Here is a 25,075-nt window from a genome sequence, read left to right on the forward strand (position 1 = left end):
CTGCCTGCCCTGATCCCTTTTCCCGAAACGAGATCGGAAAGACATTTCACATGGCACCCACGCGACGGATACTGATCACCGGTGGCACCGGCTTCGTGGGCTCCCACGTCACCGGCCTGCTCGCCACCGGCCCTGCCGCGCTGGACTCCCCGCAGCTGCGCCTACTCGTCCACAACCGCCCCCCAGCCCTCGACGACACGGGCCGGGTGGAGGTGCGCCCCGGCTCGCTGCGCGACCCGCGCTCGCTGCGCGGTGTCTGCGACGGCGTGGACACCGTGCTCCATCTGGCCTCGCTGATCGGCGGCAGCCCCGCGGACTGCGCGGCCGTCAACGACGCGGGCACCGAGGCCCTGCTGGCGGAGGCCGCCCGCGCGGGGGTCGAGCGGATCGTCCAGCTGGGCACCACGGCCGTCTACCGGGACGAGCCGCACACCGGGGCCAGGGAGGGCGAGCCGGAGCTCGGCCCGTCCTCGCCGACCAGCGTCAGCAGGCTGGCCGGGGAACAGCGGGTCCTCGCGGCCGGCGGCCTGGTCCTGCGCCCGCATCTGGTCCACGGACCCGGAGACGTCTGGGTGGTCCCGGCGCTGGTGGACTTCCTCACCGCCTTCCCCCACTGGATCGACGGCGGACGTGCCCGCACGTCCGTGATCGGTGTGCACGATCTGGCCCGGGTCGTGGCCGCGCTGGCCCTGCGGCCCGAGCTGCCGCGCGGTGCGGTCCTGCACGCGGCCCGGCCGGAGCCGGTCCTGGTGCGGGACCTGATCGAGACGGTCTGCCGCGAGCTGCGGCTGCCGCCGCCCGAGGGCGAGGTGTCCTACGCCCGGGCGGCCGCGCTGACCGGCGCCGACCGGGACAGCCTGGTCCGGCGGCGTCTGTCGTTGCTCGCGGTCGACCACTGGTACGACAGCTCCCGTCTGTGGCAGTTGCTCGACATGGCGCCCACGAGTGACTTCGCCCGTGACTTCGCCGTCGGTGCCACCTGGTACCGGTCGCTCCTGGCCCGCCGTACGGACGGCGAGCTGTTCTCCACGAGGTGACGACCGGAACCGTGACACGGCCGCGAACCCCACCGGACTGTCCCCGGTCCGGTGGGGGCGCCGCTGCACCGAGGACACGCTAGGCCGCCGCGCCGCGGTCTTCTCGCCCGGCCGCGCACGCGCAGTGGCACATCCGCGCACGCCGGCAGGGGTGCCGGAACGGCGGGTCGACGTGCCCGTACCCGGTGCCACGTTCACGCAGGATCTCTGGCCCGTTCGCGTCCGGCGGGCCCGTCCGGCGGTCCGCCGGGCGATGGTGTCAGGACGTATCGACGAATTGGCCCCGCCGGATCCGAGGAGAGTTCAGATGGCCCCGCACGGTGACGACGTACTGGTGACAGGTGTCGGTGCGCTGACACCGCTCGGCGCGAACGCCGCCGCGTCCTGGGACGGCCTGCTGGCCGGGCGTTCCGGCATCCGCGACCTCGGCCCCGACTGGCCCGGGGAGCTGCCCGTGCGCATCGCCGGCACCGTGCAGGGCGATCTCACCGAGGCGATCGGCCGGGCGCAGGCCCGCAAGCTGGACCGGGGCGAGCAACTGGCCGTGCTCGCCGCCCGCGAGGCATGGCAGGACGCGGGGGTGCCGCGGGTCGAGCCGGAGCGCCTCGCGGTCGTCGTCGGCACCGGCATCGGCGGCATCCTCAGCTCGCTGGGCCAGGACGACCTCTACGAGAGCTCGGGCATGCGGCGGCTGTCGCCGTTCGCGGTGCCGATGCTGATGCCCAACGGCCCGGCCGCCTGGGTCTCCATGGAACTCGGCGCCCGGGCCGGCGCCCGCGCCCCCGTCAGCGCCTGCGCCTCCGGCGCGGAGTCCCTCGCGCTGGGCCTGGACCTGATCCGGGCGGGCCGCGCCGATGTCGTCGTCGCGGGCGGCACCGAGGCCACCCTGCACCCGTTCATGATCGCGGCCTTCGCCCAGATGAAGGCGCTGTCCGTGCGGGGCGGCGACCCGGCGGCGGTGTCCCGCCCGTTCGACGCGGCCCGCTCCGGGTTCGTGATCGCCGAGGGCGCCGCCCTGGTCGTCCTGGAGCGCGCGGAGTTCGCCCGGGCCCGCGGGGCCCGGGTCTACGGCGCGCTCGCGGGCGCGGCCGTGCAGTCCAGCGCCCAGCACATCACCGCCTCCGACGCGGAGGGCCAGATCCAGGCGATGCGCACGGCGCTGGCCGACGCGGGCGTCGAGGCGCGGGACATCGGGCACGTCCACGCGCACGCCACCTCCACCCCGAGCGGGGACCTCGCGGAGGCCGAGGCGCTGCACAAGGTGATCGGCGACGGGGCCGCGGTCACCGCCACCAAGTCCATGACGGGCCACATGCTGGGCGCCTCCGGTGCGTTCGGCGCCCTGTCCACGCTGCTGTCCCTGCACCACGGGGTGGTCCCGGCGGTCCGCAACCTCGACGAGCAGGACCCCGAGATCCGGCTCGACGTGGTCCACGGCGAGAACCGCACCGGCTCCTGGGACGCCGCCCTCGCCAACTCCTTCGGCTTCGGCGGCCACAACGTCAGCCTGGTCATGAAGCGCGCCTGAGAGCTTCCTCACAGGCGGCACGCCTGCGACCGTCACCGGACAACAAGAAAGAGCGGCATCTGATCGATGCCGCTCTTCCGGTGGTGCGCGAGGGGGGAGTTGAACCCCCACGCCCTTGCGGGCACTGGAACCTGAATCCAGCGCGTCTGCCTATTCCGCCACCCGCGCATTGGGTGTGTCCTCAGGCCCTGTCCCTTGCGGTTCCGCGCCTTCCGACATCGAGAACATTAGCACGCTGGACCGGGTGGGTTCACATCCCTTCTGCGGGGCAGCAGCCCCCCTGCGCGGCCCCGCACGCGTCTCAGGCCGTCTCCGTTCACGTATCAACCTCGTACCGGTCCGGCCCGTCTGCCCCACAGCCGGTCCGGGTCCACAGCCAGGTGCGGGACACTGGTCTGCGGCCGCCTCTACGATCCTTGGCAGGAGTACGCCCGAGAAGAGTTCGAAGGCGAGCTCCACAGGGAACTTCGTCAGGCGTCGACACCCGTCGACCGGGCCGACAGGGGGAACCAGCCGATTCACCGGCGCGTGGATACGATCAGTAAGCAGTACCAGGTAAGGCAGTACCCGCAGGGCGGGACGCGGGACACGAGCAGCTACGGAGGAGGTGCCCCATGGGAGTCCTGAAGAAGTTCGAGCAGCGTCTCGAAGGTCTGGTCAACGGCACGTTCGCCAAGGTGTTCAAGTCCGAGGTCCAGCCCGTGGAGATCGCGGGAGCCCTGCAGCGCGAGTGCGACAACAACGCGACCATCTGGAACCGCGACCGCACGGTCGTCCCCAATGACTTCATCGTGGAGCTCAGCGCACCGGACTTCGAGCGCCTGAGCCCCTACTCCGGGCAGCTCGGCGACGAGCTCGCCGGCATGGTCCGCGACTACGCCAAGCAGCAGCGCTACAGCTTCATGGGCCCCATCAAGGTCCACCTGGAGAAGGCCGAGGACCTCGACACCGGCCTGTACCGCGTGCGCAGCCGCACCCTGGCCGGCTCCACCGACCAGCAGGGCGGCCAGCCCGCCGCCGCCCCGGCCGGACGCCCCGGCGGCTACGGCTACCCGCCCGCCGCCGCTCCGGCCGCGCCCGCGGGAGCCCCGCCGATGCCGAGCGCGCCGCCCCCCGGCGGCGCCCGCCCCGGCGGCTACGGCTACCCCCAGCCCGCAGGCGGCCCGCGTCCCGCGGCGCCCGCGGCCGCCGGCCGCACCCGCTACTGGATCGAGATCAACGGCACCCGCCATCAGATCTCCCGCGCGACGCTCGTGCTGGGCCGCAGCACCGAGGCCGACGTGCGGATCGACGACCCCGGCGTCTCCCGCCGGCACTGTGAGATCCGGACCGGAACGCCCTCGACGATCCAGGATCTCGGGTCCACCAACGGCATCGTGGTGGACGGACAGCACACCACCCGCGCTACGCTCCGCGACGGCTCGCGGATCGTCGTGGGCAACACCACCATTCTCTATAGGCAAGCCGAAGGGTGAAGCGGGGGCAATGTCAGAGCTGACCCTCACGGTCATGCGGCTGGGTTTCCTGGCCGTCCTGTGGCTGTTCGTGATCGTGGCCGTGCAGGTCATCCGCAGCGACCTGTTCGGTACGCGCGTCACCCAGCGCGGGTCGCGCCGGGAGGCCGGACGCCAGCAGCAGCAGGCGCGCCAGGCGGCGCCACCGCAGCAGCGCCAGCAGACGGGCGGCGGCGGCCGTCAGCGCCGTAACGCCCCCACCAAACTCGTGGTCTCCGAGGGCACCCTCACCGGCACCACGGTCGCGCTCCAGGGCCAGACCATCACGCTGGGCCGGGCGCACGACAGCACGATCGTGCTGGACGACGACTACGCCTCGAGCCGGCATGCCAGGATCTACCCGGACCGCGACGGCAACTGGATCGTCGAGGACCTGGGCTCCACCAATGGCACGTACCTCGACCGATCGCGGCTGACGACCCCGACCCCGATTCCGCTGGGCGCGCCGATCCGCATCGGCAAGACCGTCATCGAGCTGCGGAAGTAGTGCTGCATCATGAATAGGCGCGAGCGGAGCGAGCACGCAGCGGAGGCCCCCACGACGGGCCCCGGCGCGCTCCCGACCGGAGGGTGGGCACCGTGCGGATGTACCCGGAGCCGACGGGCGAGGTGCGCATGAGTCTGTCACTGCGCTTCGCCGCCGGATCGCACAAAGGCATGATCCGGGAGGGCAACGAGGACTCCGGATACGCCGGTCCCCGGCTGCTCGCCATCGCCGACGGCATGGGCGGCGCGGCGGCCGGCGAGGTCGCCTCCTCCGAGGCCATCTCCACCATCGTCGCCCTCGACGACGACGTGCCCGGCTCCGACATCCTCACCTCGCTCGGCACCGCAGTGCAGCGCGCCAACGACCAGCTGCGCTCGATGGTCGAGGACGACCCTCAGCTGGAGGGCATGGGCACCACGCTCACCGCCCTGCTGTGGACCGGGCAGCGCCTGGGCCTGGTGCACGTCGGCGACTCGCGCGCGTATCTGCTGCGCGACGGTGTGCTCACCCAGATCACACAGGACCACACCTGGGTGCAGCGGCTCGTCGACGAGGGCCGGATCACCGAGGAGGAAGCCACCACCCACCCCCAACGCTCCCTGCTGATGCGGGCGTTGGGCAGCGGCGACCATGTCGAGCCGGATCTGTCGATCCGCGAGGTCCGGGCCGGCGACCGCTATCTGATCTGCTCCGACGGCCTCTCCGGCGTGGTGTCCCACCAGACCCTGGAGGACACCCTCGCCAGCTACCAGGGCCCCCAGGAGACCGTGCAGGAGCTCATCCAGCTCGCGCTGCGCGGCGGCGGCCCCGACAACATCACCGTGATCGTCGCGGACGTCCTCGACCTGGACACCGGGGACACCCTCGCCGGGCAGATCTCCGACCAGCCCGTCGTGGTCGGCGCCGTCGCCGAGAACCAGCACCAGCTGCACGACAACGGCATCATGCAGACCCCCGCGGGCCGTGCCTCCGGGCTCGGCCGCCAGGTGCCCGGACAGGGCGGCGGGGGCGGCGAGTTCGGTCCGCCCGGCTCCGGCGACACCACCGGCTACATCTCCACGGCCGGCTTCGGCGACTACGGCGACGACGACTTCGTCAAGCCCCGCAAGGGCCGCAAGTGGCTGAAGAGATCCTTCTACTCGGTGCTCGCGCTGGCCGTCGTCGGCGGCGGTCTGTACGGCGGCTGGCGCTGGACGCAGACCCAGTACTACGTCGGCGCCAACGGCGAGCACGTCGCCCTGTACCGGGGCATCAGCCAGGACCTCGCCTGGGTCTCGCTGTCGGAGGTGGAGAAGGACCACCCCGAGATCGAACTCAAGTACCTCCCGCCGTACCAGCAGGAGCTCGTCGAGGCGACGATCCCCGAGGGCGGGCTCGGCGACGCCCAGAAGAAGATCGACGAGCTGGCCCTGCAGGCCTCCGCGTGCAAGAAGCAGTCCGAGCGGCAGGCGGCCGAGCGCGAGCGGAACTCCCGGACCGGCGAGGGCGAGGCCGGCGGCACCACGGGAACCACGCGTACCTCCCTCACGTCCAAGGCGTCACCGACACCCACGCCGTCGGACAAGCCCTCGGGTTCCCCGTCGAACTCCCCGTCCCCGTCCACGACCGCCCCTACTCCCACTCCCGGCCCCACCCTCTCGGAGGAAGAGCAGAAGGTCGTCTCGAAGTGCGGTACGCAGTAGGCAAGCCGTGAGAGGCCCCGTCACACGATGAGCAGTACGCCCAACACCTCGACGCATCACACGTCCACGATCGGCTCCATCGGCGCACCGAGCCGACGCAACACCGAGCTCGCGCTGCTGGTGTTCGCCGTCGTCATTCCGGTTTTCGCCTATGCCAACGTGGGGCTCGCGATCGACGAAACGGTCCCGGCCGGTCTGCTGTCGTACGGCCTCGGCCTCGGCCTGCTGGCCGGCATCGGGCATGTCGTCGTGCGGAAGTTCGCCCCGTACGCCGATCCGCTGCTGCTGCCCCTGGCGACGCTGCTGAACGGACTCGGGCTCGTCGCCATCTGGCGGCTCGACCAGTCCGAGCTGCTCCAGTCGATCGGCCAGGCCGGGTCGGCCGCGCCGCGGCAGCTGCTGTACACGGCGATGGGCATCGCGCTGTTCGTCGTCGTCCTGATCTTCCTCAAGGACCACCGCGTCCTGCAGCGTTACACCTACATCTCCATGGTCGGCGCGCTGTTCCTGCTGCTGCTTCCGCTGGTGCCCGGGCTCGGCAAGGACCTCTACGGCGCCAAGATCTGGATCTCGATCGCCGGATTCTCCATCCAGCCCGGTGAGTTCGCGAAGATCGTCCTGGCGGTCTTCTTCGCCGGCTACCTGATGGTCAAGCGGGACGCACTGGCCCTCGCCAGCCGCCGCTTCATGGGGCTGTACCTGCCGCGCGGACGCGACCTCGGTCCGATCATCGTCGTCTGGGCGATCTCGATCCTCATCCTGGTCTTCGAGACCGACCTCGGTACGTCCCTGCTGTTCTTCGGGATGTTCGTCATCATGCTGTACGTCGCCACCGAGCGGACCAGCTGGATCGTCTTCGGTCTGCTGATGTCCGCGGTGGGCGCCGTCGGCGTGGCCTCCTTCGAGCCGCACATCCAGCAGCGCGTCGACGCCTGGCTCGACCCGATGCGCGAGTACACGCTCTCCCGCCAGGGCGTCAGCGGCCACTCCGAGCAGGCCATGCAGGCGCTGTGGGCGTTCGGCTCCGGCGGCACGCTCGGCACCGGCTGGGGCCAGGGCCACTCCGAGCTGATCCGCTTCGCCGCCAACTCCGACTTCATCCTCGCCACCTTCGGCGAGGAGCTCGGCCTGGCCGGTGTGATGGCGATCCTGCTGATCTACGCCCTGATCGTGGAACGGGGTGTGCGCACCGCGCTCGCCGCCCGCGACCCGTTCGGCAAGCTGCTCGCCATCGGCCTGTCCGGCGCCTTCGCGCTGCAGGTGTTCGTCGTGGCCGGCGGCGTCATGGGCCTGATCCCGCTGACCGGCATGACGATGCCGTTCCTGGCGTCCGGAGGCTCCTCCGTCATCGCCAACTGGGCTTTGATCGGCATCCTGTTGCGGATCAGCGACACCGCGCGCCGCCCGGCGCCCGCCCCCGCCCCCAACCCCGACGCCGAGATGACCCAGGTGGTGCGCCCGTCATGAACAAGCCCCTGCGCCGGATCGCGATCTTCTGCGGACTGCTGATCCTCACCTTGCTCATCCGCAACAACTACCTGCAGTACGTCAAGGCCGACGACCTGGCGGACGACCCCGAGAACCGCCGGGTCAACATCGAGCGCTACGCCACGCCGCGTGGCAACATGATCGTCGACGGCAAGGCCATCACCGGCTCGGTGGAGTCAAAGAGCGGCGACTACAAGTACAAGCGCACCTGGACCGACGGGGCCATGTGGGCGCCGGTCACCGGCTACTCCTCGCAGGCGTTCGGCGCCAACCAGCTGGAGAAGCTGGAGGACGGCATCCTCACCGGCACCGACGACCGGCTCTTCTTCCGCAACACCCTGGACATGCTGACGGGCAAGCAGCGGGAGGGCGGCAGCGTCGAGCTCACCCTCAACGCCGCCGCGCAGAAGGCCGCCTACGAAGGGCTCGGCTCCAAGAAGGGCGCCGTCGCCGCGATCGACCCGGCCACCGGCAAGATACTGGCGCTGGTCTCCACCCCGTCGTACGACCCCTCGAAGTTCGCCGGGAACTCCGACAAGGACGCCGAGGCCTGGAACGCCGTACAGAAGAAGAACAACCCCGACGACCCGATGCTGAACCGGGCGCTGCGCGAGGTCTACCCGCCGGGGTCCACCTTCAAGGTGGTCACCGCGGCCGCGGCCCTGGAGAACGGCGAGGTCTCCGGGATCGACGAGGCCACCAAGACGCCGGACCCGTACCAGCTGCCGCAGACCACCGGGGACCCGCTCACCAACCAGCACGGTGAGTGCAAGAACGCCACCCTGAAGTACGCGCTCATGGTGTCCTGCAACACCGTCTTCGCGAAGATGGCCGACAACGTCGGCAACGAGAAGATGATCGAGCAGGCGGAGAAGTTCGGCTTCAACGACCCGGAGCTGGACACCCCGGTCCGTGCCGCGGAGAGCATCTACCCCGAGGACAACCCGCCGCAGAACGCCATGGACGGCATCGGCCAGGCCTCCAACCGGGCCACCCCGCTCCAGATGGCCATGGTCGCCTCGGCCGTCGCCAACGACGGCAAGCTGATGAAGCCGTACATGGTCGACCAGCTCAAGGCCGCGAACCTCGACACCATCGCGACCAACGAGCCGGAGGAGCTGTCCCAGGCCGTCTCCGCCGACACCGCGCAGAAGCTCCAGGAAATGATGGAGGCCGTGGTCAACGACCCGCAGGGCACCGGCTCCAGCGCGCGGATCGACGGCGCCACGGTCGGCGGCAAGACCGGTACCGCCCAGCACGGCCTGAACAACAGCGAGAAGCCGTACGCCTGGTTCATCTCCTACGCCAAGCTGTCCGACGGCAGCTCCCCGGTGGCGGTCGCCGTGGTCGTGGAGGACGGTGCCGCCAACCGTGACGACATCAGCGGCGGCGGTCTGGCCGGCCCGATCGCAAGGGACGTGATGAAGGCAGTCATCGACAGCAAGAAGTGACCCCGCTCACGTTGCCTTCACATCGGTGCACGTTGCGATACCGGTCCTGTATCGGGTGACGGGCTTGGCCAGGTCACACAGAGCGAGCCGGGTACGGTAGGCCCGGACGGCAGCCTCCGACCGTACAAGCATGCCGGTCGGGACCGACGGAGAGGGCTGGTAGGTAGCTTATGGAAGAGCCGCGTCGCCTCGGCGGCCGGTACGAGCTGGGCCAAGTGCTCGGCCGTGGTGGCATGGCCGAGGTCTACCTCGCGCATGACCAGCGCCTCGGCCGCACCGTGGCAGTGAAGACGCTGCGCGCGGATCTCGCGCGAGACCCTTCCTTCCAGGCCCGCTTCCGCCGGGAGGCCCAGTCGGCCGCCTCGCTCAACCACCCCGCGATCGTGGCGGTCTACGACACGGGCGAGGACTACATCGACAACGTGTCGATCCCGTACATCGTCATGGAGTACGTCGACGGCTCCACCCTGCGTGAGCTTCTGCACAGTGGCCGCAAGCTGCTGCCGGAGCGCTCGATGGAGATGACCATCGGCATCCTCCAGGCGCTGGAGTACTCGCACCGCAACGGCATCGTCCATCGCGACATCAAGCCGGCCAACGTCATGCTGACGCGCAACGGCCAGGTCAAGGTCATGGACTTCGGTATCGCCCGCGCGATGGGCGACTCCGGGATGACGATGACGCAGACGTCGGCCGTCATCGGCACCGCCCAGTACCTCTCGCCGGAGCAGGCGAAGGGCGAGCAGGTCGACAACCGGTCCGACCTGTACTCCACGGGCTGTCTGCTGTACGAGCTGCTGACGGTACGGCCGCCCTTCGTGGGCGACTCCCCGGTGGCCGTGGCCTACCAGCACGTCCGCGAGGAGGCCCAGCCGCCGTCGGTCTTCGATCCCGAGATCACGCCCGAGATGGACGCCATCGTCCTGAAGGCGCTGGTCAAGGACCCGAACTACCGCTACCAGTCCGCCGACGAGATGCGGCTCGACATCGAGGCCGCCCTCGACGGCCAGCCGGTCGCCGCCACGGCGGCGATGGGTTCGGTCGGCTACGGCGGCTACCCCGACGACCAGCCGACGACGGCCCTGCGCTCCTCGGACGCCGGCGCCACGTCGATGCTGCCGCCGATGCACCCGGACGACGGCGGCTTCGGCTACGACGACCGCCCGGACCGGCGCCGCCAGAAGAAGAACAACACCTCCACGATCCTGCTGGTCGTGGCCGCGGTGCTGGTCCTGGTGGGCGCCATCCTGATCGGCAAGTGGATCTTCGACGGTGAGGGAGTGTCCAACAACACCACGAAGGCGCCGGACTTCGTGGGCCTCACTCTCGAAAAGGCCGAGCAGCGGGCCAAGAACGCCGAACTCACGCTGAACCCCACCGAGAAGCCCTGCGAGGACCAGACCAAGGGCAAGATCTGCACGCAGTCGCCGACCGGGGGCGCGACCGTCGACAAGAACTCGACCATCGACGTCGTGGTGTCGACCGGTGCGCCGAAGGTGGCGGTGCCGAGTGTGCTCGGGGACTCCTTCGAGGACGCCAAGGCGCGGCTGGAAGACGACAAGTACGAGTTCGTCGTCAAGAAGAAGGAGGAGGTGTCGTCGGAGCCGGAAGGCACCGTCACGGCACAGGACCCCGAACTCGGCGCCGAGGTCGAGAAGGGCTCCACGATCACCCTCACCGTGGCCAAGGCCGAGGAGAAGGCGACCGTTCCCGATGTCGTCGGCAAGTCCTGCGACGAGGCGAAGACCCAGATGACGGCCAGCGAGCTGGTCGGCGAGTGCACCGAGGTCGAGACCCAGGACCCGAACCAGGTGGGCAAGGTCATCAAGACCACCCCCGCGGCGGGCCAGACGGCAGACCCCGGTTCCAAGGTCAACATCGAGGTCGGCAAGCAGCCCGCGAACACCCAGGTCCAGGTCCCGCAGATCCAGGGCCAGAAGCTCAAGGACGCCAAGAAGATGCTGACGGACGCGGGCCTGGCGGTCGGCAACATCGGCGGATCGCAGGATGACAACGCCACCGTCTTGAGCTCCAACCCGGCCCCGGGCACCGCCGTCAACAAGGGCCAGACCGTCGACATCATCGCCGTCGACGGCGGCGGTGGCGGCGAGGACGGCGGCAACGGCAATGGCAACGGAGGAATCTTCGGCGGAGTGAACGGCGTGACACTCCGCACGGAGAACTGAGTTCCCGCCTGACGAGAAAGTCCCGAAACCTTCCAGGTTTCGGGACTTTCTCGTCTGTCAGCCTGTCCGACCGCTCGTCAGGTCCAGTCGGTGCAGGAGTTGAGCTTGGTGTCGCCTTCGAATCGCGCCACCTCGACTCCGGTTGCATAAATGCCGTACGAGCTCTGGGCAGTGGTGCTGACCGTGTAAGTGTTGCCCGAGCCGGAGTAGAGCGCGTGCCACTTCCACGTAAGGACTTGCTGACTTCCCACCGGCTTGGTCAGAAGGCGAACCCGTACATGGTGCCCGTCCGCGGATGTGTCCGTGACAGACAGCGCGATCTTGAACTCCTCGTACGGCCACTGGTCGCCCGAGGGATAAGTTGCCCCCATGCTGCCCCGTGCCCCGGTCGTCGAGCAGCTGGCGGTCTCGGTTGCTGCGGACGCCTGGCCGGTGAACGCGAATGTGATTCCGACGGCCGCGGCGCAGGCGGTGGCTATGCGCGTGCGAGTTCTCATAGTGGTTCTGCCTCTTGAGTTGCCGGTGGCCCCGGTCCCCCTCGGACGGTTGCCCCCCGGTGATCAGCACTGATGATCACCTCGGCACTTACGCAACTACAAGTCCCTTGTCCCACAGTTGACCGATAATCGTCGATGCCGTGTATCCCCGGTGAACAGCTCGAGAACCTAGCAATAGGACGCACCGTTCCAGGCGGCCGACTACATCGGCAACCCACTGGGAGTGTCGGCTCGGCAGTGCTCCGATACCCAGCACCGGCGCCCTTGGTGACCAGAAATGTTCTACCCGAGCCCCGTAGGGAGTTCAGTCAGCGCAGTTCCTCCGGCAGCGTCCGCTGTTCGTCGACCTTTTCCACGCGGTCCAGTTCGCCCCACACGACGAAGCGGTAGCGGCTCGTGTAGACCGGGGTGCAGGTCGTCAGGGTGATGTAGTGGCCCGCCTTGGTGCGGCCCGATTCCTCGGGGACCGCGCCGAGGACCTTGACGTTGTACTTCGAGGTTTCCGGGAGGGCGGCGTAGACCTTGTAGACGTACCACTTGTCCTTCGTCTCGAAGACGATCGGGTCGCCCTTCTCCAGCTTGTCGATGTTGTGGAACTTCGCGCCGTGGCCGTCGCGGTGGGCGGCGAGGGAGAAGTTGCCCTTCTTGCCGGAGGTCGGCAGGGTCGCCTTGACCGGGTCGGTGTAGTAGCCGGCGACGCCGTCGTTGAGGATCTTCGCCGTCGTGCCCTTCTCGACCAGGATCTCGCCCTTGGTCATGTCCGGGACATGCAGGAAGCCGACGCCGTTCTTGGAGTCGTAGGCCACCGGGCCGTCACCGGCGTCCTGGGCCCAGCCGTCGCGGACCTTGTCACCCTGCTGGTCCGCCTTGCGGTCCGCGATGACGTTCGTCCACCACAGGGAGTAGACGACGAACAGACCCAGCACCAGGCCCGACGTGATGAGGAGTTCACCGAAGACGCTGATCGCCACCGCGACCCGGCCGGGACCCCGGCGCCGGGGGGAGGTGGGGGTGCCCGTCAGCTCTTGCTGCTCGGTGGTCGCTGCCACTGTTCATCTGCCCTTACTGGACGAGCGCATCCGGCTTGCCCTTGCTGCGCGGCCGTTCCTCGACCATCTTGCCCCAGACGATCAGCCGGTACTTGCTGGTGAACTCCGGCGTGCACGTGGTGAGCGTGATGTAGCGGCCGGGCCCGGTGAACCCCGAGTCCTTCGGCACGGGATCCAGCACGCTCACGTTGCTCGGCGCCGTCACCGGCAGCATCGAGGCCATCTTGTAGACGAAGTAGTCGTCCTGCGTCTCCACGACGATCGGGTCGCCCGGCTCCAGCCGGTTGATGTAGCGGAACGGTTCCCCGTGGGTGTTGCGGTGCCCCGCGAGACCGAAGTTCCCCGTCTTGGCCTCCGGCATCGCCGTCTTCAGCGCGCCCTCCGCGTAGTGCCCGACCATCCCCCGGTCCAGCACCTTCTTGCTGCTGATGCCCTCGGCGATGGGGACCACCACGTCCAGCTTCGGGATGTGCAGGATGGCGAAGCCCTGCCCCGGCTCGAAGGTCCCGGGGTTGCGTCTGCCGCTCTCCCAGTCCTCCTGGAGGCTGTTCTTCTCCTTGTCGGCCTGCGCGTGCGCCCGCACGTTCGTCCACCACAGCTGGTAGCTGACGAACAGCAGCATCAGCACACCGGTGGTGATGAACACCTCGCCGATCGCCCGGCTGACCAGCACGCCCGGACTCGGCTTGCGGGCCCGCGCCTGCCGGCGCGCCTCCACCCGCGACAGCGGCCGGTCCGGCGCCGACTCCGCGGCGGACGCCCGAGCCGCGCCCCCATGACGCCCATGACGCCGCTTGGCGGCCTTTCTGCGGGCCGCACGCCCCCCGCCCGGGGTTCCGGAAGCGGCGGCACCGGACCCGCCCGCAGACGGGGATATCGGCCCGGGCGGTTCCGGAACCCGCAGCGCCACCGTCTCGTCGTCGGCCGGCGCCCAGGGCTCCGCCGGCCCCGCGCTGTCGTACCACCCCCCGAGCGCACCGGAGTCCCCGTACGGCTGCTCTCCGTACGAGGCACCGGACTCGCGCTCGGGGCGCAGTTGGGTCACGCCGTGGCCCTGCCCACCACCGGGGCGAGCCCCGTCGACCTCGCCACGGCACCCTGGTCGCCGCACTCCGCCAGCCAGTTCGCCAGCATCCGGTGACCGTGCTCGGTCAGCACCGACTCGGGATGGAACTGCACGCCCTCGACCGGGAGTTCGCGATGGCGCAGACCCATGATGATGCCGTCGTGGGTGCGCGCGGTGACCTCCAGCGCGGCCGGCACGGTCGCCGGCTCGGCGGCCAGGGAGTGGTACCGGGTTGCCGTGAAGGGGGAGGGCAGGCTGGCGAAGACGCCCTTGCCCTCGTGCTCGACGGGCGAGGTCTTCCCGTGCAGCAGCTCCGGCGCCCGGTCCACCACACCGCCGTAGGCCACCTGCATCGACTGCATGCCCAGGCAGACGCCGAAGACGGGGACGCCGGTGGCCGCGCAGTGGCGGACCATCTCGACGCAGACGCCCGCCTCCTCGGGGGTGCCGGGTCCGGGCGACAGCAGCACGCCGTCGAAGCCGTCCTGGGCGTGCGCCGTGGACACCTCGTCGTTGCGCAGGACCTCGCACTCGGCGCCCAGCTGGTAGAGGTACTGGACCAGGTTGAAGACGAAGCTGTCGTAGTTGTCGACGACGAGAATGCGCGCGCTCACTGGTTGTCCACCGTCACATCACCGAAGGGAAGAAGGGGCTCGGCCCACGGAAAGACGTACTGGAAGAGGACGTACACCGCGGCCACGACCAGCACGAGTGAGAGCAGGGCCTTCACCCACGCGTTTCCCGGCAGATGCCGCCAGATCCAGCCGTACATGCCGTCCCTTCCGTAGCGCCACGGCACCAGACTCACGCCGTACCGCCCACCAGACTAACGGCGCAGGGCCGCTGGTTTCCCGGCCTCCACAGGCTGTGTGGCGTCCAGGTGCGCCCAGACGATCAGCCGGTGGCTGTGGCCCCACTCCGGTTCGCACGTGGTGAGCGTGAGATAGCGCCCCGCGCGCGTGTACCCCGATTTACGTGGCACAGGGTCGATCACCTCAATGTCCGTGGGCACGGTGGTGTAGGGACCCTTGTCGATGCGGTACGTGAACCAGGTCGTGCCGTCCGTCAGCACGACCGCGTCGCCCCGGCGCAGCCTGGGGAAGTCCTTGAAGGGGTCGCCGTACGTCCGCCGATGGCCCGCGACCGAGAAGTTGCCCCGCTGCCCGAGCCGCGCGGTGTGCGCGTAGTGGCCGAGGCCCTTCTTGAGGGTGCCGGTCGTCGTGCCCTCCAGCACCGGCTTGTTCCACGTGAAACCGAGCCGGGGGATGTACATGATCGCGAACGGCCTGCCGCTCCGGTACGCCGCCGGCTCCGGCGGGCTGCTCGGCGTGGGCCGCACGCTGTCGCGCGCCCACTGCTCCTGGAGCTGGTCGATCTGGTCGTCCATCACATGGTCGGCCTTGACGCCGGTCCAGAACAGCACATAGGCGACGAACAGGACGATCACGGTGCCGACGGTGATGCACAGCTCGCTGACGGTCCTGACGACAAGGCGCACCGGCGGCTCCCGGTCGGTCTCACTCCACGGGCTGGGCGTACTGCAGATCCACTGTGCCCGAGTAGCCGGGAAGAGTCACCGCCCCGTCCTCGGTCACTTTCCAGCCCAGGCCGTAGACATTGACGTAGACCATGTAGTTCTGGATCGCCGGACTCTCCGCGAGCGCCTTCTGCAGCTTCTCCGGCTCCCCGACCGCCGTGATCTTGTACGGCGGTGAGTAGACGCGGCCCTGGAGGATCAGGGTGTTGCCGACGCAGCGCACGGCGCTGGTGGAGATCAGCCGCTGGTCCATGACCTTGATGCCCTTGGCGCCGCCCTGCCAGAGCGCGTTCACCACGGCCTGGAGGTCCTGCTGGTGGATGACCAGGTAGTCGGGCTGCGGCTCGGGATAGCCGGGGAGCTTCGCGGTGGCGTCCGGCGGGGCGTCGTTCAGCGTGACCGTGATCGCCTCGCCGGTCACCTTCTGGGTGCCCGCGCTCTTCTCCAGGCCCGCGAGCTTCTCGTCCTCGGCCTTGGTGCTGCCGTCGTCCCGCTCCGCGAGGCTCTCCACGTCCTCGCGCAGGGCGGCGTTGGACTCGTCCAGCTCGCCGTTCTTCAGGCTGCGCTCGTGGATCAGGTCCGACAGCTTCAGCAAGGAGGCGTCCGTGCGGATGTTGGTGCCCTTGGCCGTGTTGAAGCTGGTGAAGAAGATGAGGCCCGCGAGAGCGAAGACGGCGGCGGTGAGCACCCGCACGGGCCGGAAGCGGCGCCCGCGGGCAGGACTGGATCCCGGTGGGGTGAAGTCGGCAGAATTGCTCAACGTACCCTTATCTCCTTCGGCGCCACGGAAGCACTACGCTAACGGACGCCCGGGGGAGCACTCAGTGTCCCCTTGTACGCTGCCCCGAGCCAGCCACCGTTCCCTGCGCGGCCACGCAGCGCATCGACAGGAGAGACCCTCGTGCCGAAGTCACGTATCCGCAAGAAGGCCGACTACACGCCGCCGCCGGCGAAGCAGGCGACGGCCATCAAGCTGACCAACCGCAGCTGGGTGGCGCCCGTCATGCTGGCCATGTTCGTCATCGGGCTGGCCTGGATCGTCGTGTTCTACGTGACCGACGGTTCGCTGCCCATCGACGCGTTGGGCAACTGGAACATCGTGGTGGGCTTCGGGTTCATCGCCGCCGGATTCGGCGTCTCCACGCAGTGGAAGTGACGGCCACCACCCGGTGAACCCAGCTCTGCCCAGGGCTATCCCCTGAGTTATCCACAGCGGTTTTCCACAGTGGGGAAAAGAAAGACGATCTGTGGATAACCCCTGGGGCGTTGACGCCGGTGTGACCGAAGTACCGGCATTCGAAAACGCGTTCGCCACCTGTCTGACCTGCGGAAACATGGGTCGGTGACAGGGGGCACAGCTGTTCCCCCACTGTATGCACAAGATCCGGCACATGCTGTGGACAACGGTCTCGCTCAGCTGTGGATACGCCCAGCTCAGGTGAGCTGTGCGGTCCTCAGCAGGATGAGCCCGACCATCACCGCCAGCACCAGCGCACAGGTGCCGTACTGGATGAGGGCCCGCCGCTCGCGCGGGGCGTGGACCATGCCGTAGCCGATCACCACGCCCGCCACCAGGCCGCCGATGTGGGCCTGCCAGGAGATGTTGAAGCCGGGGTTGAAGGTGAAGAGCAGGTTGATCGCCAGCAGGGCGAGGATGGGCCGCATGTCGTAGTTCATGCGGCGCATCAGGACCGCGGTGGCGCCGAAGAGCCCGAAGACGGCACCGGAGGCGCCGAGGGTGGACGTGGTGGGGGAGGCCGCGAGATAGGCGAGGGTGCTGCCCGCCAGGCCCGACACCAGGTACAGGGCCAGATACCGGCTCCGGCCGAGGGCGGCTTCCAGGGGGCCGCCGAGCCACCACAGGCTGAGCATGTTGAAGCCGATGTGCCAGATCTGCTCGTGCGTGAACACCGAGGTGACCAGGCGGTACCACTCCCCGCCCGCGACGCCCTGGGTGGGCGTGAAGGGCTCGGGCGGCCAGGCGCCGAGCAGCACCAGGTCGGTCAGCAGGGACGGCCGGGCCTGTACGGCGATGAACACCGCGAGGTTGATGCCGAGGAGGATCTTGGTGATCAGCCGGGGGTCCGCGGTGAGCGTGCCGCCCGCGATCGTGCGCGGCAGGACCGCGGTGGGCGGGTGTCCGGTGCCGGAGCCGGTGCGGACGCAGTCGGGGCACTGGAAGCCGACGGAGGCGCTGACCATGCACTCGGGGCAGATGGGGCGCTCGCACCGGGTGCAGCGCACGCCGGTCTCGCGGTCCGGGTGCCGGTAGCAGCCGGGCAGGCCCTGGGCCTGGTGCGCGCTGTCTGGCGCCTGGTCCATGAGATCCCCTAAGTCGTCGTCCCGGCGTGCACCCGCCCCGCCCATCTTTACGGTTGAGCGGGGCGATTGGTTCCCTTCGAGCAGGGCCTAGCGGATCTCGACGACGACGGACTCGATGACGATGTCGGTGACCGGGCGCGTGGTGCGCGGGTTGATCTGGGTGGTGGCGATGGCGTCCACGACCTTCTGGCTGGCCGGGTCGACGACCTCGCCGAAGATGGTGTGCTTGCGGTTGAGGTGCACGGCCGGGGCGACGGTGATGAAGAACTGCGAGCCGTTGGTGCCCGGGCCGGCGTTGGCCATGGCCATCAGGTACGGCCGGTCGAAGCGCAGATCGGGGTGGAACTCGTCCTCGAACTCGTAGCCGGGGCCGCCGATGCCGGTGCCCAGCGGGTCGCCGCCCTGGATCATGAAGCCGCTGAGCACCCGGTGGAAGACCGTGCCGTCGTACAGGGGGGTGCTCGACCGCTCCCCGGTGGCGGGATTGGTCCACTCACGCTCGCCCTTGGCGAGTTCGACGAAGTTGCGCACCGTCTTGGGCGCGTGGTTCGGCAGAAGCCGTACGTCGATGTCGCCTTGGCTGGTCTTCAGGGTGGCGTGGAGCTGCTCGGCCACGATGTGCCTTCCTTTGTCTTCCGGTGACCCTCCGATCCTTGCAGAAATCCGGTCGAGTGACGCCGGGCCGGGGGCGCGGGGCGGCGATCCGTGGCATTGTCGACGACAAGCTCCCGTTGCCCGGTATTCATCTGTGTGACCTTGATGCCACTGTGTGAACCTGATGGCTCTGCGTGACCCGGATGCCAGCCCTTCACATGCCTCCACGCTCATTCACAGGCATGATCCCTAAAAGGGTGGAAAGTCGAAATACGTAACGCCACCGAGGAGGAGGAACCGTGACCCGCAAAGACAGCGTGCGCGCCGCAGCCGGCTCGGCGAAGGACAGCGTGCGGCACGCCGCGGAAGTGGTGGCGCCCTACGCCGGCACAGCCAAGGACTCGGCCGTGCAATACGCACAGGAGGCACGCGTACGGCTTGCGCCGAAGGTGTCCCAGGCCGCCGAGCAGGCCCGCGTGCAGTACGACGCCCTGGTCGCCCCGCGACTGGAACAGGCCCTCACCCATGTGCCGCCGAAGGTCGACCACGCCGCCCAGGAAGCCGCGCTCCGCACCCGTATCGCTGCCCGCCAGGCGGCCGAGTACTCCCGGCCGAGGCTGGAGCAGGCGGTTGCGGTGGCCGTGCCCATGAAGGACGAGGCCGCGGCGCGCAGCGCCGCCGCGCTGGCCGCGCTGCGCGGTCAGGTCTCGCCCCAGGAGATCCACAAGCTGGTCCGCAAGCACGAGCGCCGGGCGCGGGCCGGCCGGCTCGCGAAGGCCCTGCTGGTCGCCGGCGCCCTGTCGGGTGCCGCGTTCGCCGCGTGGAAGTGGTGGGACAAGCAGGCCAACCCGGACTGGCTGGTCGAACCCCCCGCCGCCACCGAGGTCCCGGAGTCGGGCCCCCTCGCCTCCGTGGACGGCAGCGCCCCCTCGGTCCTCGACCCCGAGGTCCAGGAGAAGGAGGCCGAGGAGGCCGCGAACCGCGAGGAACGCCCGTGATCTGACGCGTTCCGAGCCCAGCGCCCCGTGGGGCGGGAGACCTGTCGGGGGTTTCCCGCCCCGCGGTGCTGTTTCACGTGAAACAGCGCCCGGAGACCGACAGACGCCCGCAAAACGCCAGCCGTTGGCAAGATCACGGAGGAAGCTGTTCCTCCACCACGGCGTCACCAACCGTGGCCAGGGAGGTGATCGATCCGTTCGACGAAGCGTCAGCCGCGGTAGACACTGAAGCGCTTGGTCAGGGTGCGTACCAGCTCATGCTCCCCCACCACGCCGACCGCGCAGACGCCCAGTTCGCCCGGCGCGGCTCGGGTGATCAAGTCCTGGTAGGCATCGAAGGAGTTGCTGAGCGACTGGCCCTGGGCGGTGAACAGCACGGTGGGCAGTCCCTCGGCCCGGGCGGCCTGGGCAAGAGCGGTCAGATGACTGCTCCGGCCGGAGAGCACCAAGGTGTTGAAACGGATGCCGGCGTGCAGCGCGCCCTCGGCGTCACGCACGTCGTCCGCGTAGATCCGGTCGTCGAGGCGGGCCAGCTGGCCCATGACAATCGCGGAGGCGTTGGCGACCGCTCCCGCGTCCAGCGACTTGTCGACGGCGATGGCCGTGCGGAGGAGATCGGACACTACTGCTGGTTCCTTCGCTCGAACACGACGAAGCTCATCGGCGTACCGGCCGAGAGCACCTCGATGGTCTTGAGACCATAGTGGTCGGCGCAGGTCTGGTTGGTGATGGCAGCCGCTCTACGGGGGTTCTCCAGGGCGCCACGGCAGGCCGCGCTGTTGGACGTGGCCTGGACCGCGTCGTCCGCGCGGCCCGCGACACCGGCTTCGAACAGGACTCTGGTCGCCGGGTGGTAGTGGACGGTGTCGAAGCGGTGGAGGGCTGCATGTTCCTCAGGGGCGGCGAGGACCATGTCGGGCAGCGTGCTGACGAACGCCTCGACCGCGAGCAGTTGCGGGTCGAAGAAGAAGGAGCGAATCTCCGGGTAGGCGCCGGCGACGAGCAGCGCGTCGTGCCGACCGTCCTTCACCGACGTGGCGGCGAGTTCGAATGACGGATAGCCGAACAGCTGGCCCGCTCGTCCGTGTGCCGCCGCCCACCGCATTCCCACGGTGACGCTGCAGGTCAGACCTGCGGGATCGTCCGCGAGTGTGGCGGCGGAGTGATAGCGCATGGTCGGGGTGATTTCCGTGGCAAATGCCGCCGCCTGCTGATAGCCATCGATCTGTGCAGTCATGGTCAGCTCCCTCTTACATAAGAGAAGAAGCGAGAATAATCACTGCTCGATTTCATAGAAACCCACCCCGTCGAGATATCGAATCGTCCCCATGTCACGGTGGACGATTTCTTCCACTTCATGCATCAGATTGACGATCACGGGATACGTGGTGTCGTCCACGGTCGGCACGATCCGGTCACCCGCCCGTACGAGCTCCCACGCTTCCCGGAAGCTCTCCATCGACTTGATCCGGTCTAGCTCGGGATATCCCGCGAGTCTTCCTGCGACCGGAGAAATGAGCGCCACCCAGGCGAAGTACCGGTCGATCTCGTAGGGCTCGCCCCGGCGGGCGAGGAAGCGCCTGGGCCGGACATAGGCGTCAACGGCCCAGTCCAGCTGGGACTCTCCGGTGGCCAGCTGGGCGTAGTACGGCAGGTCGCCACCGGACAGCCGGGCACCCGCCTCGATGAGACAGGGGCCCTGCGAGGTCATCTTGAGCTCCACATGCGCCGGGCCGTGCCGGATGTCGAGCGCGTCCAGTACGGCGAAGGCGTACTGGACCAGCGCGTCCTGGACCTCGCCCCGGCGCGGCACGATGTAGCACGCGCCGGACAGGTCCGTGATCCCGTTGACGGAGTACCGGGAGCTGCGCCAGATCTCGGCGGCGTGGTGGCGGCCGTCGAGACTCGCCGTATTGACGATGTACTCCGTACCCACCAGGTATTCCTGGGCGAGGACCGCCGTATTGGTCGCGGAGAAGATGTCGTCGGACCCGATGAGCCGGCGGAATGCCTCGGCCGACTCCTGCGGAGTGTCGCAGAACGAGACGCCGTCCCCGCCCGCGCTGCGCAGCGGCTTGACGACGATCCGACCGCCGGTCTCCCGGTGCCAGTCCACCAGTTCGGCCTCGGTCTCGGCCCGCAGCTGCCGTGCGGTGAGCAGGCCCGCAGCGCGTACGGCCTCGGTCATCGTGGCCTTGTCCCTGCGGGCCTCGCTGAGTCGGGTGCCGTTGGACGGCAGTCCGAGAGCCTCGCTCAGGACGTCGGCGAAGGCCACTCCGTACTCGCCGCCGGCCATGACGGCGACCGGCCGGTACGGGGTGAGTTCCTTCAGGGTCCGGTCGAGATCACCGTCGTGCACGATGTTCGCCGCATAGTTCTCCAGCGCCGGGTGCGACGACCGGTACACGGCGGGCGGCTCGGGGGAACTCTGGACCCGTACGCACGGAAATCCGGCCCGAATAAACGCCGGCGCTATATGGCGAGCGGTCTGTGGAACACCGTGCGATGCCGTTTCATAAATGTCCACGAGAATGACATGTGGCTTCCCTGCCGTACGAGCGTTAATTCTCACTACTTCCCCCGTGCTCGTCGAAACCATATGCATCCTTCACTGCCCCCATGCGGTCCGTCAACCTCCTATCTCACCATCCGGAATGCCGCTCGGAGCAGCCGACGTCGACAGCCGAGCCACTATCGTGCAAGGATTTCCACCTATGTGGACCAAGCGAAATCCCGCCACGGTCGGGCGATTTTCAGCCATAACCCAGGCCAGATTCGGCGGCCTGCCCCGACCTTTCTGGATTCTCTGGTCAGGCACCCTGATCAACCGACTCGGCACGATGGTCATCCCCTTTCTCTCCTTTTATCTGAGTCGCGAGCGGGGATTGGCCGCCACGGAGGTCGGTGCCGTTCTCGCGGTGCTGGGGATCGGCGGGGTGCTCTCCCAGCCGATCGGTGGAGTGATCGCGGACCGCTGGGGACGTCGTGTCGCGTTGACGGGCGGCATGCTGGCCACGGGCGCGCTCATGCTGGTCCTCGGCTACGCCGAAAGCACCCCCGTCATCGTCATGGTGGTGTTCCTCCTCGGCATCGCCCTGGACCTGTTCCGGCCCGCGTCCCAGGCGATCGTCGCCGACCTGTTCCCGCCCGAGGGACGCCCCAGGGCCTTCGGGATGCTGCTCTGGGCGGTGAACCTGGGCTTCGCCCTGTCCATGGCGCTCGGCGGGGTACTGGCCAGGGACGGGTTCCTCACACTGTTCTGGATCGACGCGCTGAGCTGCGCCGTCTTCGGCCTGCTCGTCTGGCGGGGCGTACCGGAAGGGCCCACCCGGCAGACCGGGGTCGGCCAGGGGCACGCCACCGACGTCCTGCGGGATCACGTGATGGTCATCTTCGTTCTCCTGACCCTTCTGTGCGCCTTCGTCTTCATGCAGGCCCTCACCACCCTGCCCCTGGCCATGGAACGGCAGGGGCTGCCCACGTCCTCGTACGGCCTGGTCATGGCCCTCAACGGGCTGACCATCGTGGTGCTCCAACCACTGTTGGGGCACCGGCTCGGGCAGTTCGACCGCACCCACGGGCTGGTCCTCGGCATGGTGCTGATGGGCGCCGGCAACGCCGCCACGGCCTGGGTGTCCACCACCCCCGGGTACGCCGCCGCGGTCGCCGTCTGGACGGTCGGCGAGGTCCTGCTGACCTCGATCGGTTCCGCCCTGGTCGCCGACCTGGCACCGGTGCACCTGCGCGGCCGGTACAACGGCCTTTACGGACTGGCCTGGGGGGTCGGGTCGTTCACCGCGCCGCTCGGCGGCACCCGTCTGCTGGAGACGGGAGCCCCCGTGCTCTGGTACACGTGCGCCGCGCTGTGCGGTGTGGCGGCCGCCGGGCAGTGGGCCCTCCGCGGCGCGGTCCGACGCCGGATCGTGGCGACCGAGGGCTGACCGAACGGCGGCCCGGTCGTACTCACCCGGGACACCGCGCTGTCCCGCCTCCCGCGGAGCGGCCCGGTCCAGCCTTCCCGAAGCGGCCGCGCAGGTTCACCTGCCGGTTGTCTCCTTGTGGAAACGCTTCGCCGCGACGAGGACGCGGTCGTTCGCGGTGCGCTCCCCGAGGGTGATCCGCACGCCCTCGCCGTCGAACGAGCGCACCAGAATTCCCTCGTCCTCACAGGCCTGTGTGAAGGCAGCCGTGCGCTCGTGGGTGGCGAGCCACACGAAGTTGGCATGCGACGGAGGCACGGCCCATCCCTGCTCGGTCAGTGCCGAAGTCACCCGGTCCCGCTCGGCCACGAGCGCGGCCACTCGTTCCCGCATCAGGCCGTCGGCCTGCAGTGAGGCGATGGCCGCGTCCTGCGCGAACCGGGTCACCCCGAACGGCACGGCCGTCCTGCGCAGCGCCACTGCGACGGGTTCGTGCGCCACGGCGAAGCCCACTCGCAGTCCGGCGAGCCCGAACGCCTTGGAGAAGGTGCGCAGGACACAGACATTGGGACGGTTCCGGTACACCTCGATCCCGTCGGGAAAGTCGTCGTCTCGGACGAACTCGATGTACGCCTCGTCGAGAACCACCAGCACGTCCGAGGGAACTAAGTCGAGGAAGCGTTCCAGCTCCGCTCGGCGCACGATGGTTCCGGTGGGATTGTTGGGGTTGCAGACAAAGACGAGTCTGGTGCGCTCGGTGATCGCGGAGGCCATCGCGGCGAGGTCGTGCGCCGCCCCAGTGGTGTTCGGGACCCGCACGGAGTCCGCCCCCACGATCTGCGTGAGTACCGGATACGCTTCGAACGACCGCCAGGCATAGAGGACTTCGTCCCCCGGACCGACGGTTGCCTGAAGCAGCTGCTGTGTGACGCCCACGGATCCCGTGCCCGTCGCGATGTGGGACTCCGGCACGTCGAGGTACCTGGAGAGCTCACGGACGAGTTCTCCGCAGGCCAGATCGGGATAGCGGTTAACGCTGGTCGTACCGGCGAGCGCCCGTTTCAGCACGCCGGGGAGCGGCGGAAAGGGGTTCTCGTTGGAGGACAGCTTGTACACGGAGCCGGCCTGCGCGCCGGAAGACGACACGGAGCGCCCCGGCCGGTAGCCGGGTATCGACTCGAGGACCGGCCTCAGTCTGGGTGCCTGCTCGCCCACTCGCTCTGCCTCCTCAGCTCACGACAACATGAGCGGCTATGGTCCTTTAAGCCTTTCGGCCCGTTCAAGGGCATCCCATCCACTGGGCGTTGACCGGCTTCCGTCGGGTGAGGCGACCGCGCTCCAGCGCGTGACCTCCGGCGGCGCACCGGCCGCCCGCAGGCCGCGTACAGCGGGCGTGGAAGAAGGACGAGGACGACAAGTCCGTACTGGACCGTATGGTGTGGCGCCCGGCCATTTCACGCACGCCATGCTCAGCACCGTAAACCAGGAGAGCCCCTCTGACCTGCATTTACGCAGGTCAGAGGGGCTCTCGGGCCGTGGAGCCTAGGGGAGTCGAACCCCTGACATCTGCCATGCAAAGACAGCGCTCTACCAACTGAGCTAAGGCCCCTCAACAGGGGACGTCCGGCCGGAACGGTCACGCATCCGGTGGGCGCCGCGAACCAGAGTACCGGGTCGCCCGGGGTATCTCGCAAAAAGATTGGGGGTCCCGGTGGCCGA

The 25,075-nt window shown here is 69.0% G+C and carries 24 protein-coding genes and 2 tRNA genes; 11 read left to right on the plus strand and 15 right to left on the minus strand.

Going from position 1 to position 25,075, the window contains the following annotated elements; translation table 11 throughout:
- Positions 1-50: 50 nt before the first annotated feature.
- The gene (locus tag ACWD1Z_RS15045) at positions 51-1,037 is read left to right on the plus strand and encodes an NAD-dependent epimerase/dehydratase family protein (RefSeq protein ID WP_451118793.1); all 987 of its coding nucleotides are present in this window, start codon (positions 51-53) and stop codon (positions 1,035-1,037) included.
- Positions 1,038-1,344: 307 nt separating this feature from the next.
- On the plus strand, positions 1,345-2,565 hold the full coding sequence (locus ACWD1Z_RS15050) for a beta-ketoacyl-[acyl-carrier-protein] synthase family protein (protein ID WP_451118795.1): 1,221 nt from the start codon (positions 1,345-1,347) through the stop codon (positions 2,563-2,565).
- Positions 2,566-2,646: 81 nt separating this feature from the next.
- Here the strand turns inward: ACWD1Z_RS15050 and ACWD1Z_RS15055 are convergent.
- Positions 2,647-2,733, minus strand: a tRNA-Leu gene (locus ACWD1Z_RS15055).
- 446 nt (positions 2,734-3,179) lie between these two features.
- Between ACWD1Z_RS15055 and ACWD1Z_RS15060 the strand changes: the two genes are divergently transcribed.
- The 6 genes from ACWD1Z_RS15060 (at position 3,180) to pknB (ending at position 11,373) form a co-directional block, all read left to right on the plus strand.
- Positions 3,180-4,040, plus strand: coding sequence for an FhaA domain-containing protein (locus ACWD1Z_RS15060; protein WP_451118797.1), 861 nt, complete (start codon positions 3,180-3,182; stop codon positions 4,038-4,040).
- Between the two features lie 10 nt (positions 4,041-4,050).
- Positions 4,051-4,566: an FHA domain-containing protein FhaB/FipA gene (locus ACWD1Z_RS15065; RefSeq protein ID WP_250073558.1), complete on the plus strand. Its 516-nt coding sequence runs from the start codon at positions 4,051-4,053 to the stop codon at positions 4,564-4,566.
- 128 nt (positions 4,567-4,694) lie between these two features.
- Positions 4,695-6,248 (plus strand): Stp1/IreP family PP2C-type Ser/Thr phosphatase, encoded by a 1,554-nt coding sequence (locus ACWD1Z_RS15070; RefSeq protein ID WP_451118799.1) that lies wholly within the window; start codon positions 4,695-4,697, stop codon positions 6,246-6,248.
- 27 nt (positions 6,249-6,275) lie between these two features.
- Positions 6,276-7,715 carry an FtsW/RodA/SpoVE family cell cycle protein gene (locus ACWD1Z_RS15075; RefSeq protein WP_451118801.1) on the plus strand — a complete coding sequence of 480 codons (1,440 nt, stop codon included), beginning with the start codon at positions 6,276-6,278 and terminating at the stop codon, positions 7,713-7,715.
- Positions 7,712-9,187, plus strand: coding sequence for a peptidoglycan D,D-transpeptidase FtsI family protein (locus ACWD1Z_RS15080; RefSeq protein WP_451118803.1), 1,476 nt, complete (start codon positions 7,712-7,714; stop codon positions 9,185-9,187). Before ACWD1Z_RS15075 ends, ACWD1Z_RS15080 begins: the two co-directional genes overlap by 4 nt.
- A gap of 170 nt (positions 9,188-9,357) precedes the next feature.
- Positions 9,358-11,373: a Stk1 family PASTA domain-containing Ser/Thr kinase gene (gene pknB, locus ACWD1Z_RS15085; protein ID WP_451118804.1), complete on the plus strand. Its 2,016-nt coding sequence runs from the start codon at positions 9,358-9,360 to the stop codon at positions 11,371-11,373.
- A gap of 77 nt (positions 11,374-11,450) precedes the next feature.
- Here pknB and ACWD1Z_RS15090 read toward each other — a convergent pair whose 3' ends face one another.
- From ACWD1Z_RS15090 to ACWD1Z_RS15120, 7 genes are all read right to left on the minus strand, one after another.
- On the minus strand, positions 11,451-11,870 hold the full coding sequence (locus ACWD1Z_RS15090; RefSeq protein ID WP_451118806.1) for a hypothetical protein: 420 nt from the start codon (positions 11,868-11,870) through the stop codon (positions 11,451-11,453).
- Between the two features lie 308 nt (positions 11,871-12,178).
- Complete coding sequence (locus tag ACWD1Z_RS15095; protein ID WP_451118807.1) at positions 12,179-12,919, minus strand: class E sortase; 741 nt, start codon at positions 12,917-12,919, stop codon at positions 12,179-12,181.
- Between the two features lie 13 nt (positions 12,920-12,932).
- Positions 12,933-13,964, minus strand: a complete 1,032-nt coding sequence (locus tag ACWD1Z_RS15100; protein WP_451118809.1) for a class E sortase — start codon at positions 13,962-13,964, stop codon at positions 12,933-12,935.
- Complete coding sequence (locus tag ACWD1Z_RS15105; protein WP_451118810.1) at positions 13,961-14,599, minus strand: aminodeoxychorismate/anthranilate synthase component II; 639 nt, start codon at positions 14,597-14,599, stop codon at positions 13,961-13,963. The genes ACWD1Z_RS15100 and ACWD1Z_RS15105 overlap by 4 nt, the downstream gene beginning before the upstream one ends.
- On the minus strand, positions 14,596-14,793 hold the full coding sequence (locus tag ACWD1Z_RS15110; RefSeq protein ID WP_389417017.1) for a hypothetical protein: 198 nt from the start codon (positions 14,791-14,793) through the stop codon (positions 14,596-14,598). Before ACWD1Z_RS15110 ends, ACWD1Z_RS15105 begins: the two co-directional genes overlap by 4 nt.
- 18 nt (positions 14,794-14,811) lie before the next feature.
- Positions 14,812-15,483, minus strand: a complete 672-nt coding sequence (locus tag ACWD1Z_RS15115; protein ID WP_451118812.1) for a class E sortase — start codon at positions 15,481-15,483, stop codon at positions 14,812-14,814.
- A gap of 19 nt (positions 15,484-15,502) precedes the next feature.
- Positions 15,503-16,282, minus strand: coding sequence for a DUF881 domain-containing protein (locus ACWD1Z_RS15120; protein WP_451118814.1), 780 nt, complete (start codon positions 16,280-16,282; stop codon positions 15,503-15,505).
- Between the two features lie 141 nt (positions 16,283-16,423).
- Here ACWD1Z_RS15120 and crgA point away from each other — a divergent pair, with 141 nt between their 5' ends.
- Positions 16,424-16,678, plus strand: coding sequence for a cell division protein CrgA (crgA, locus tag ACWD1Z_RS15125; protein ID WP_269660472.1), 255 nt, complete (start codon positions 16,424-16,426; stop codon positions 16,676-16,678).
- Positions 16,679-16,956: 278 nt separating this feature from the next.
- Here crgA and ACWD1Z_RS15130 read toward each other — a convergent pair whose 3' ends face one another.
- Together ACWD1Z_RS15130 and ACWD1Z_RS15135 are read right to left on the minus strand one after the other, a co-directional pair.
- A complete protein-coding gene (locus ACWD1Z_RS15130) occupies positions 16,957-17,844 on the minus strand; it encodes a rhomboid family intramembrane serine protease (RefSeq protein WP_451118816.1) in 888 nt (295 codons plus the stop codon).
- An 87-nt stretch (positions 17,845-17,931) separates the two neighbouring features.
- On the minus strand, positions 17,932-18,459 hold the full coding sequence (locus ACWD1Z_RS15135) for a peptidylprolyl isomerase (RefSeq protein WP_451118817.1): 528 nt from the start codon (positions 18,457-18,459) through the stop codon (positions 17,932-17,934).
- Between the two features lie 278 nt (positions 18,460-18,737).
- Between ACWD1Z_RS15135 and ACWD1Z_RS15140 the strand changes: the two genes are divergently transcribed.
- Positions 18,738-19,436 (plus strand): DUF5324 family protein, encoded by a 699-nt coding sequence (locus ACWD1Z_RS15140; RefSeq protein WP_451118819.1) that lies wholly within the window; start codon positions 18,738-18,740, stop codon positions 19,434-19,436.
- Positions 19,437-19,645: 209 nt separating this feature from the next.
- On the opposite strand, the gene ACWD1Z_RS15145 is transcribed toward ACWD1Z_RS15140, so the two are convergent.
- From ACWD1Z_RS15145 to ACWD1Z_RS15155, 3 genes are read right to left on the minus strand one after another with little or no spacing between them, the layout of a single operon-like run.
- On the minus strand, positions 19,646-20,059 hold the full coding sequence (locus ACWD1Z_RS15145) for a DUF2000 family protein (RefSeq protein ID WP_451118821.1): 414 nt from the start codon (positions 20,057-20,059) through the stop codon (positions 19,646-19,648).
- On the minus strand, positions 20,059-20,673 hold the full coding sequence (locus tag ACWD1Z_RS15150) for a hypothetical protein (protein ID WP_451118823.1): 615 nt from the start codon (positions 20,671-20,673) through the stop codon (positions 20,059-20,061). Before ACWD1Z_RS15150 ends, ACWD1Z_RS15145 begins: the two co-directional genes overlap by 1 nt.
- A 39-nt stretch (positions 20,674-20,712) precedes the next feature.
- Positions 20,713-22,041: an ATP-grasp domain-containing protein gene (locus ACWD1Z_RS15155; RefSeq protein WP_451118825.1), complete on the minus strand. Its 1,329-nt coding sequence runs from the start codon at positions 22,039-22,041 to the stop codon at positions 20,713-20,715.
- Between the two features lie 109 nt (positions 22,042-22,150).
- Between ACWD1Z_RS15155 and ACWD1Z_RS15160 the strand changes: the two genes are divergently transcribed.
- Positions 22,151-23,377, plus strand: coding sequence for an MDR family MFS transporter (locus ACWD1Z_RS15160; RefSeq protein WP_451118827.1), 1,227 nt, complete (start codon positions 22,151-22,153; stop codon positions 23,375-23,377).
- A gap of 96 nt (positions 23,378-23,473) precedes the next feature.
- Here ACWD1Z_RS15160 and hisC read toward each other — a convergent pair whose 3' ends face one another.
- Positions 23,474-24,571: a histidinol-phosphate transaminase gene (gene hisC / locus ACWD1Z_RS15165; RefSeq protein ID WP_451118829.1), complete on the minus strand. Its 1,098-nt coding sequence runs from the start codon at positions 24,569-24,571 to the stop codon at positions 23,474-23,476.
- Between the two features lie 321 nt (positions 24,572-24,892).
- A tRNA-Ala gene (locus ACWD1Z_RS15170) sits at positions 24,893-24,965 on the minus strand.
- Positions 24,966-25,075 lie beyond the last annotated feature (110 nt).

The sequence above is a fragment of the Streptomyces sp. NPDC002784 genome, assembly GCF_053592135.1.

Coding starts and splice junctions, on each gene's coding strand:
- ACWD1Z_RS15045 (WP_451118793.1), top strand. CDS start 51: ATGGCACCCACGCGACGGATACTGATCACCGGTGGCACCGGCTTCGTG.
- ACWD1Z_RS15050 (WP_451118795.1), top strand. CDS start 1,345: ATGGCCCCGCACGGTGACGACGTACTGGTGACAGGTGTCGGTGCGCTG.
- ACWD1Z_RS15060 (WP_451118797.1), top strand. CDS start 3,180: ATGGGAGTCCTGAAGAAGTTCGAGCAGCGTCTCGAAGGTCTGGTCAAC.
- ACWD1Z_RS15065 (WP_250073558.1), top strand. CDS start 4,051: ATGTCAGAGCTGACCCTCACGGTCATGCGGCTGGGTTTCCTGGCCGTC.
- ACWD1Z_RS15070 (WP_451118799.1), top strand. CDS start 4,695: ATGAGTCTGTCACTGCGCTTCGCCGCCGGATCGCACAAAGGCATGATC.
- ACWD1Z_RS15075 (WP_451118801.1), top strand. CDS start 6,276: ATGAGCAGTACGCCCAACACCTCGACGCATCACACGTCCACGATCGGC.
- ACWD1Z_RS15080 (WP_451118803.1), top strand. CDS start 7,712: ATGAACAAGCCCCTGCGCCGGATCGCGATCTTCTGCGGACTGCTGATC.
- pknB (WP_451118804.1), top strand. CDS start 9,358: ATGGAAGAGCCGCGTCGCCTCGGCGGCCGGTACGAGCTGGGCCAAGTG.
- ACWD1Z_RS15090 (WP_451118806.1), bottom strand. CDS start 11,870: ATGAGAACTCGCACGCGCATAGCCACCGCCTGCGCCGCGGCCGTCGGA.
- ACWD1Z_RS15130 (WP_451118816.1), bottom strand. CDS start 17,844: ATGGACCAGGCGCCAGACAGCGCGCACCAGGCCCAGGGCCTGCCCGGC.
- ACWD1Z_RS15150 (WP_451118823.1), bottom strand. CDS start 20,673: ATGACTGCACAGATCGATGGCTATCAGCAGGCGGCGGCATTTGCCACG.
- ACWD1Z_RS15155 (WP_451118825.1), bottom strand. CDS start 22,041: ATGCATATGGTTTCGACGAGCACGGGGGAAGTAGTGAGAATTAACGCT.
- ACWD1Z_RS15160 (WP_451118827.1), top strand. CDS start 22,151: ATGTGGACCAAGCGAAATCCCGCCACGGTCGGGCGATTTTCAGCCATA.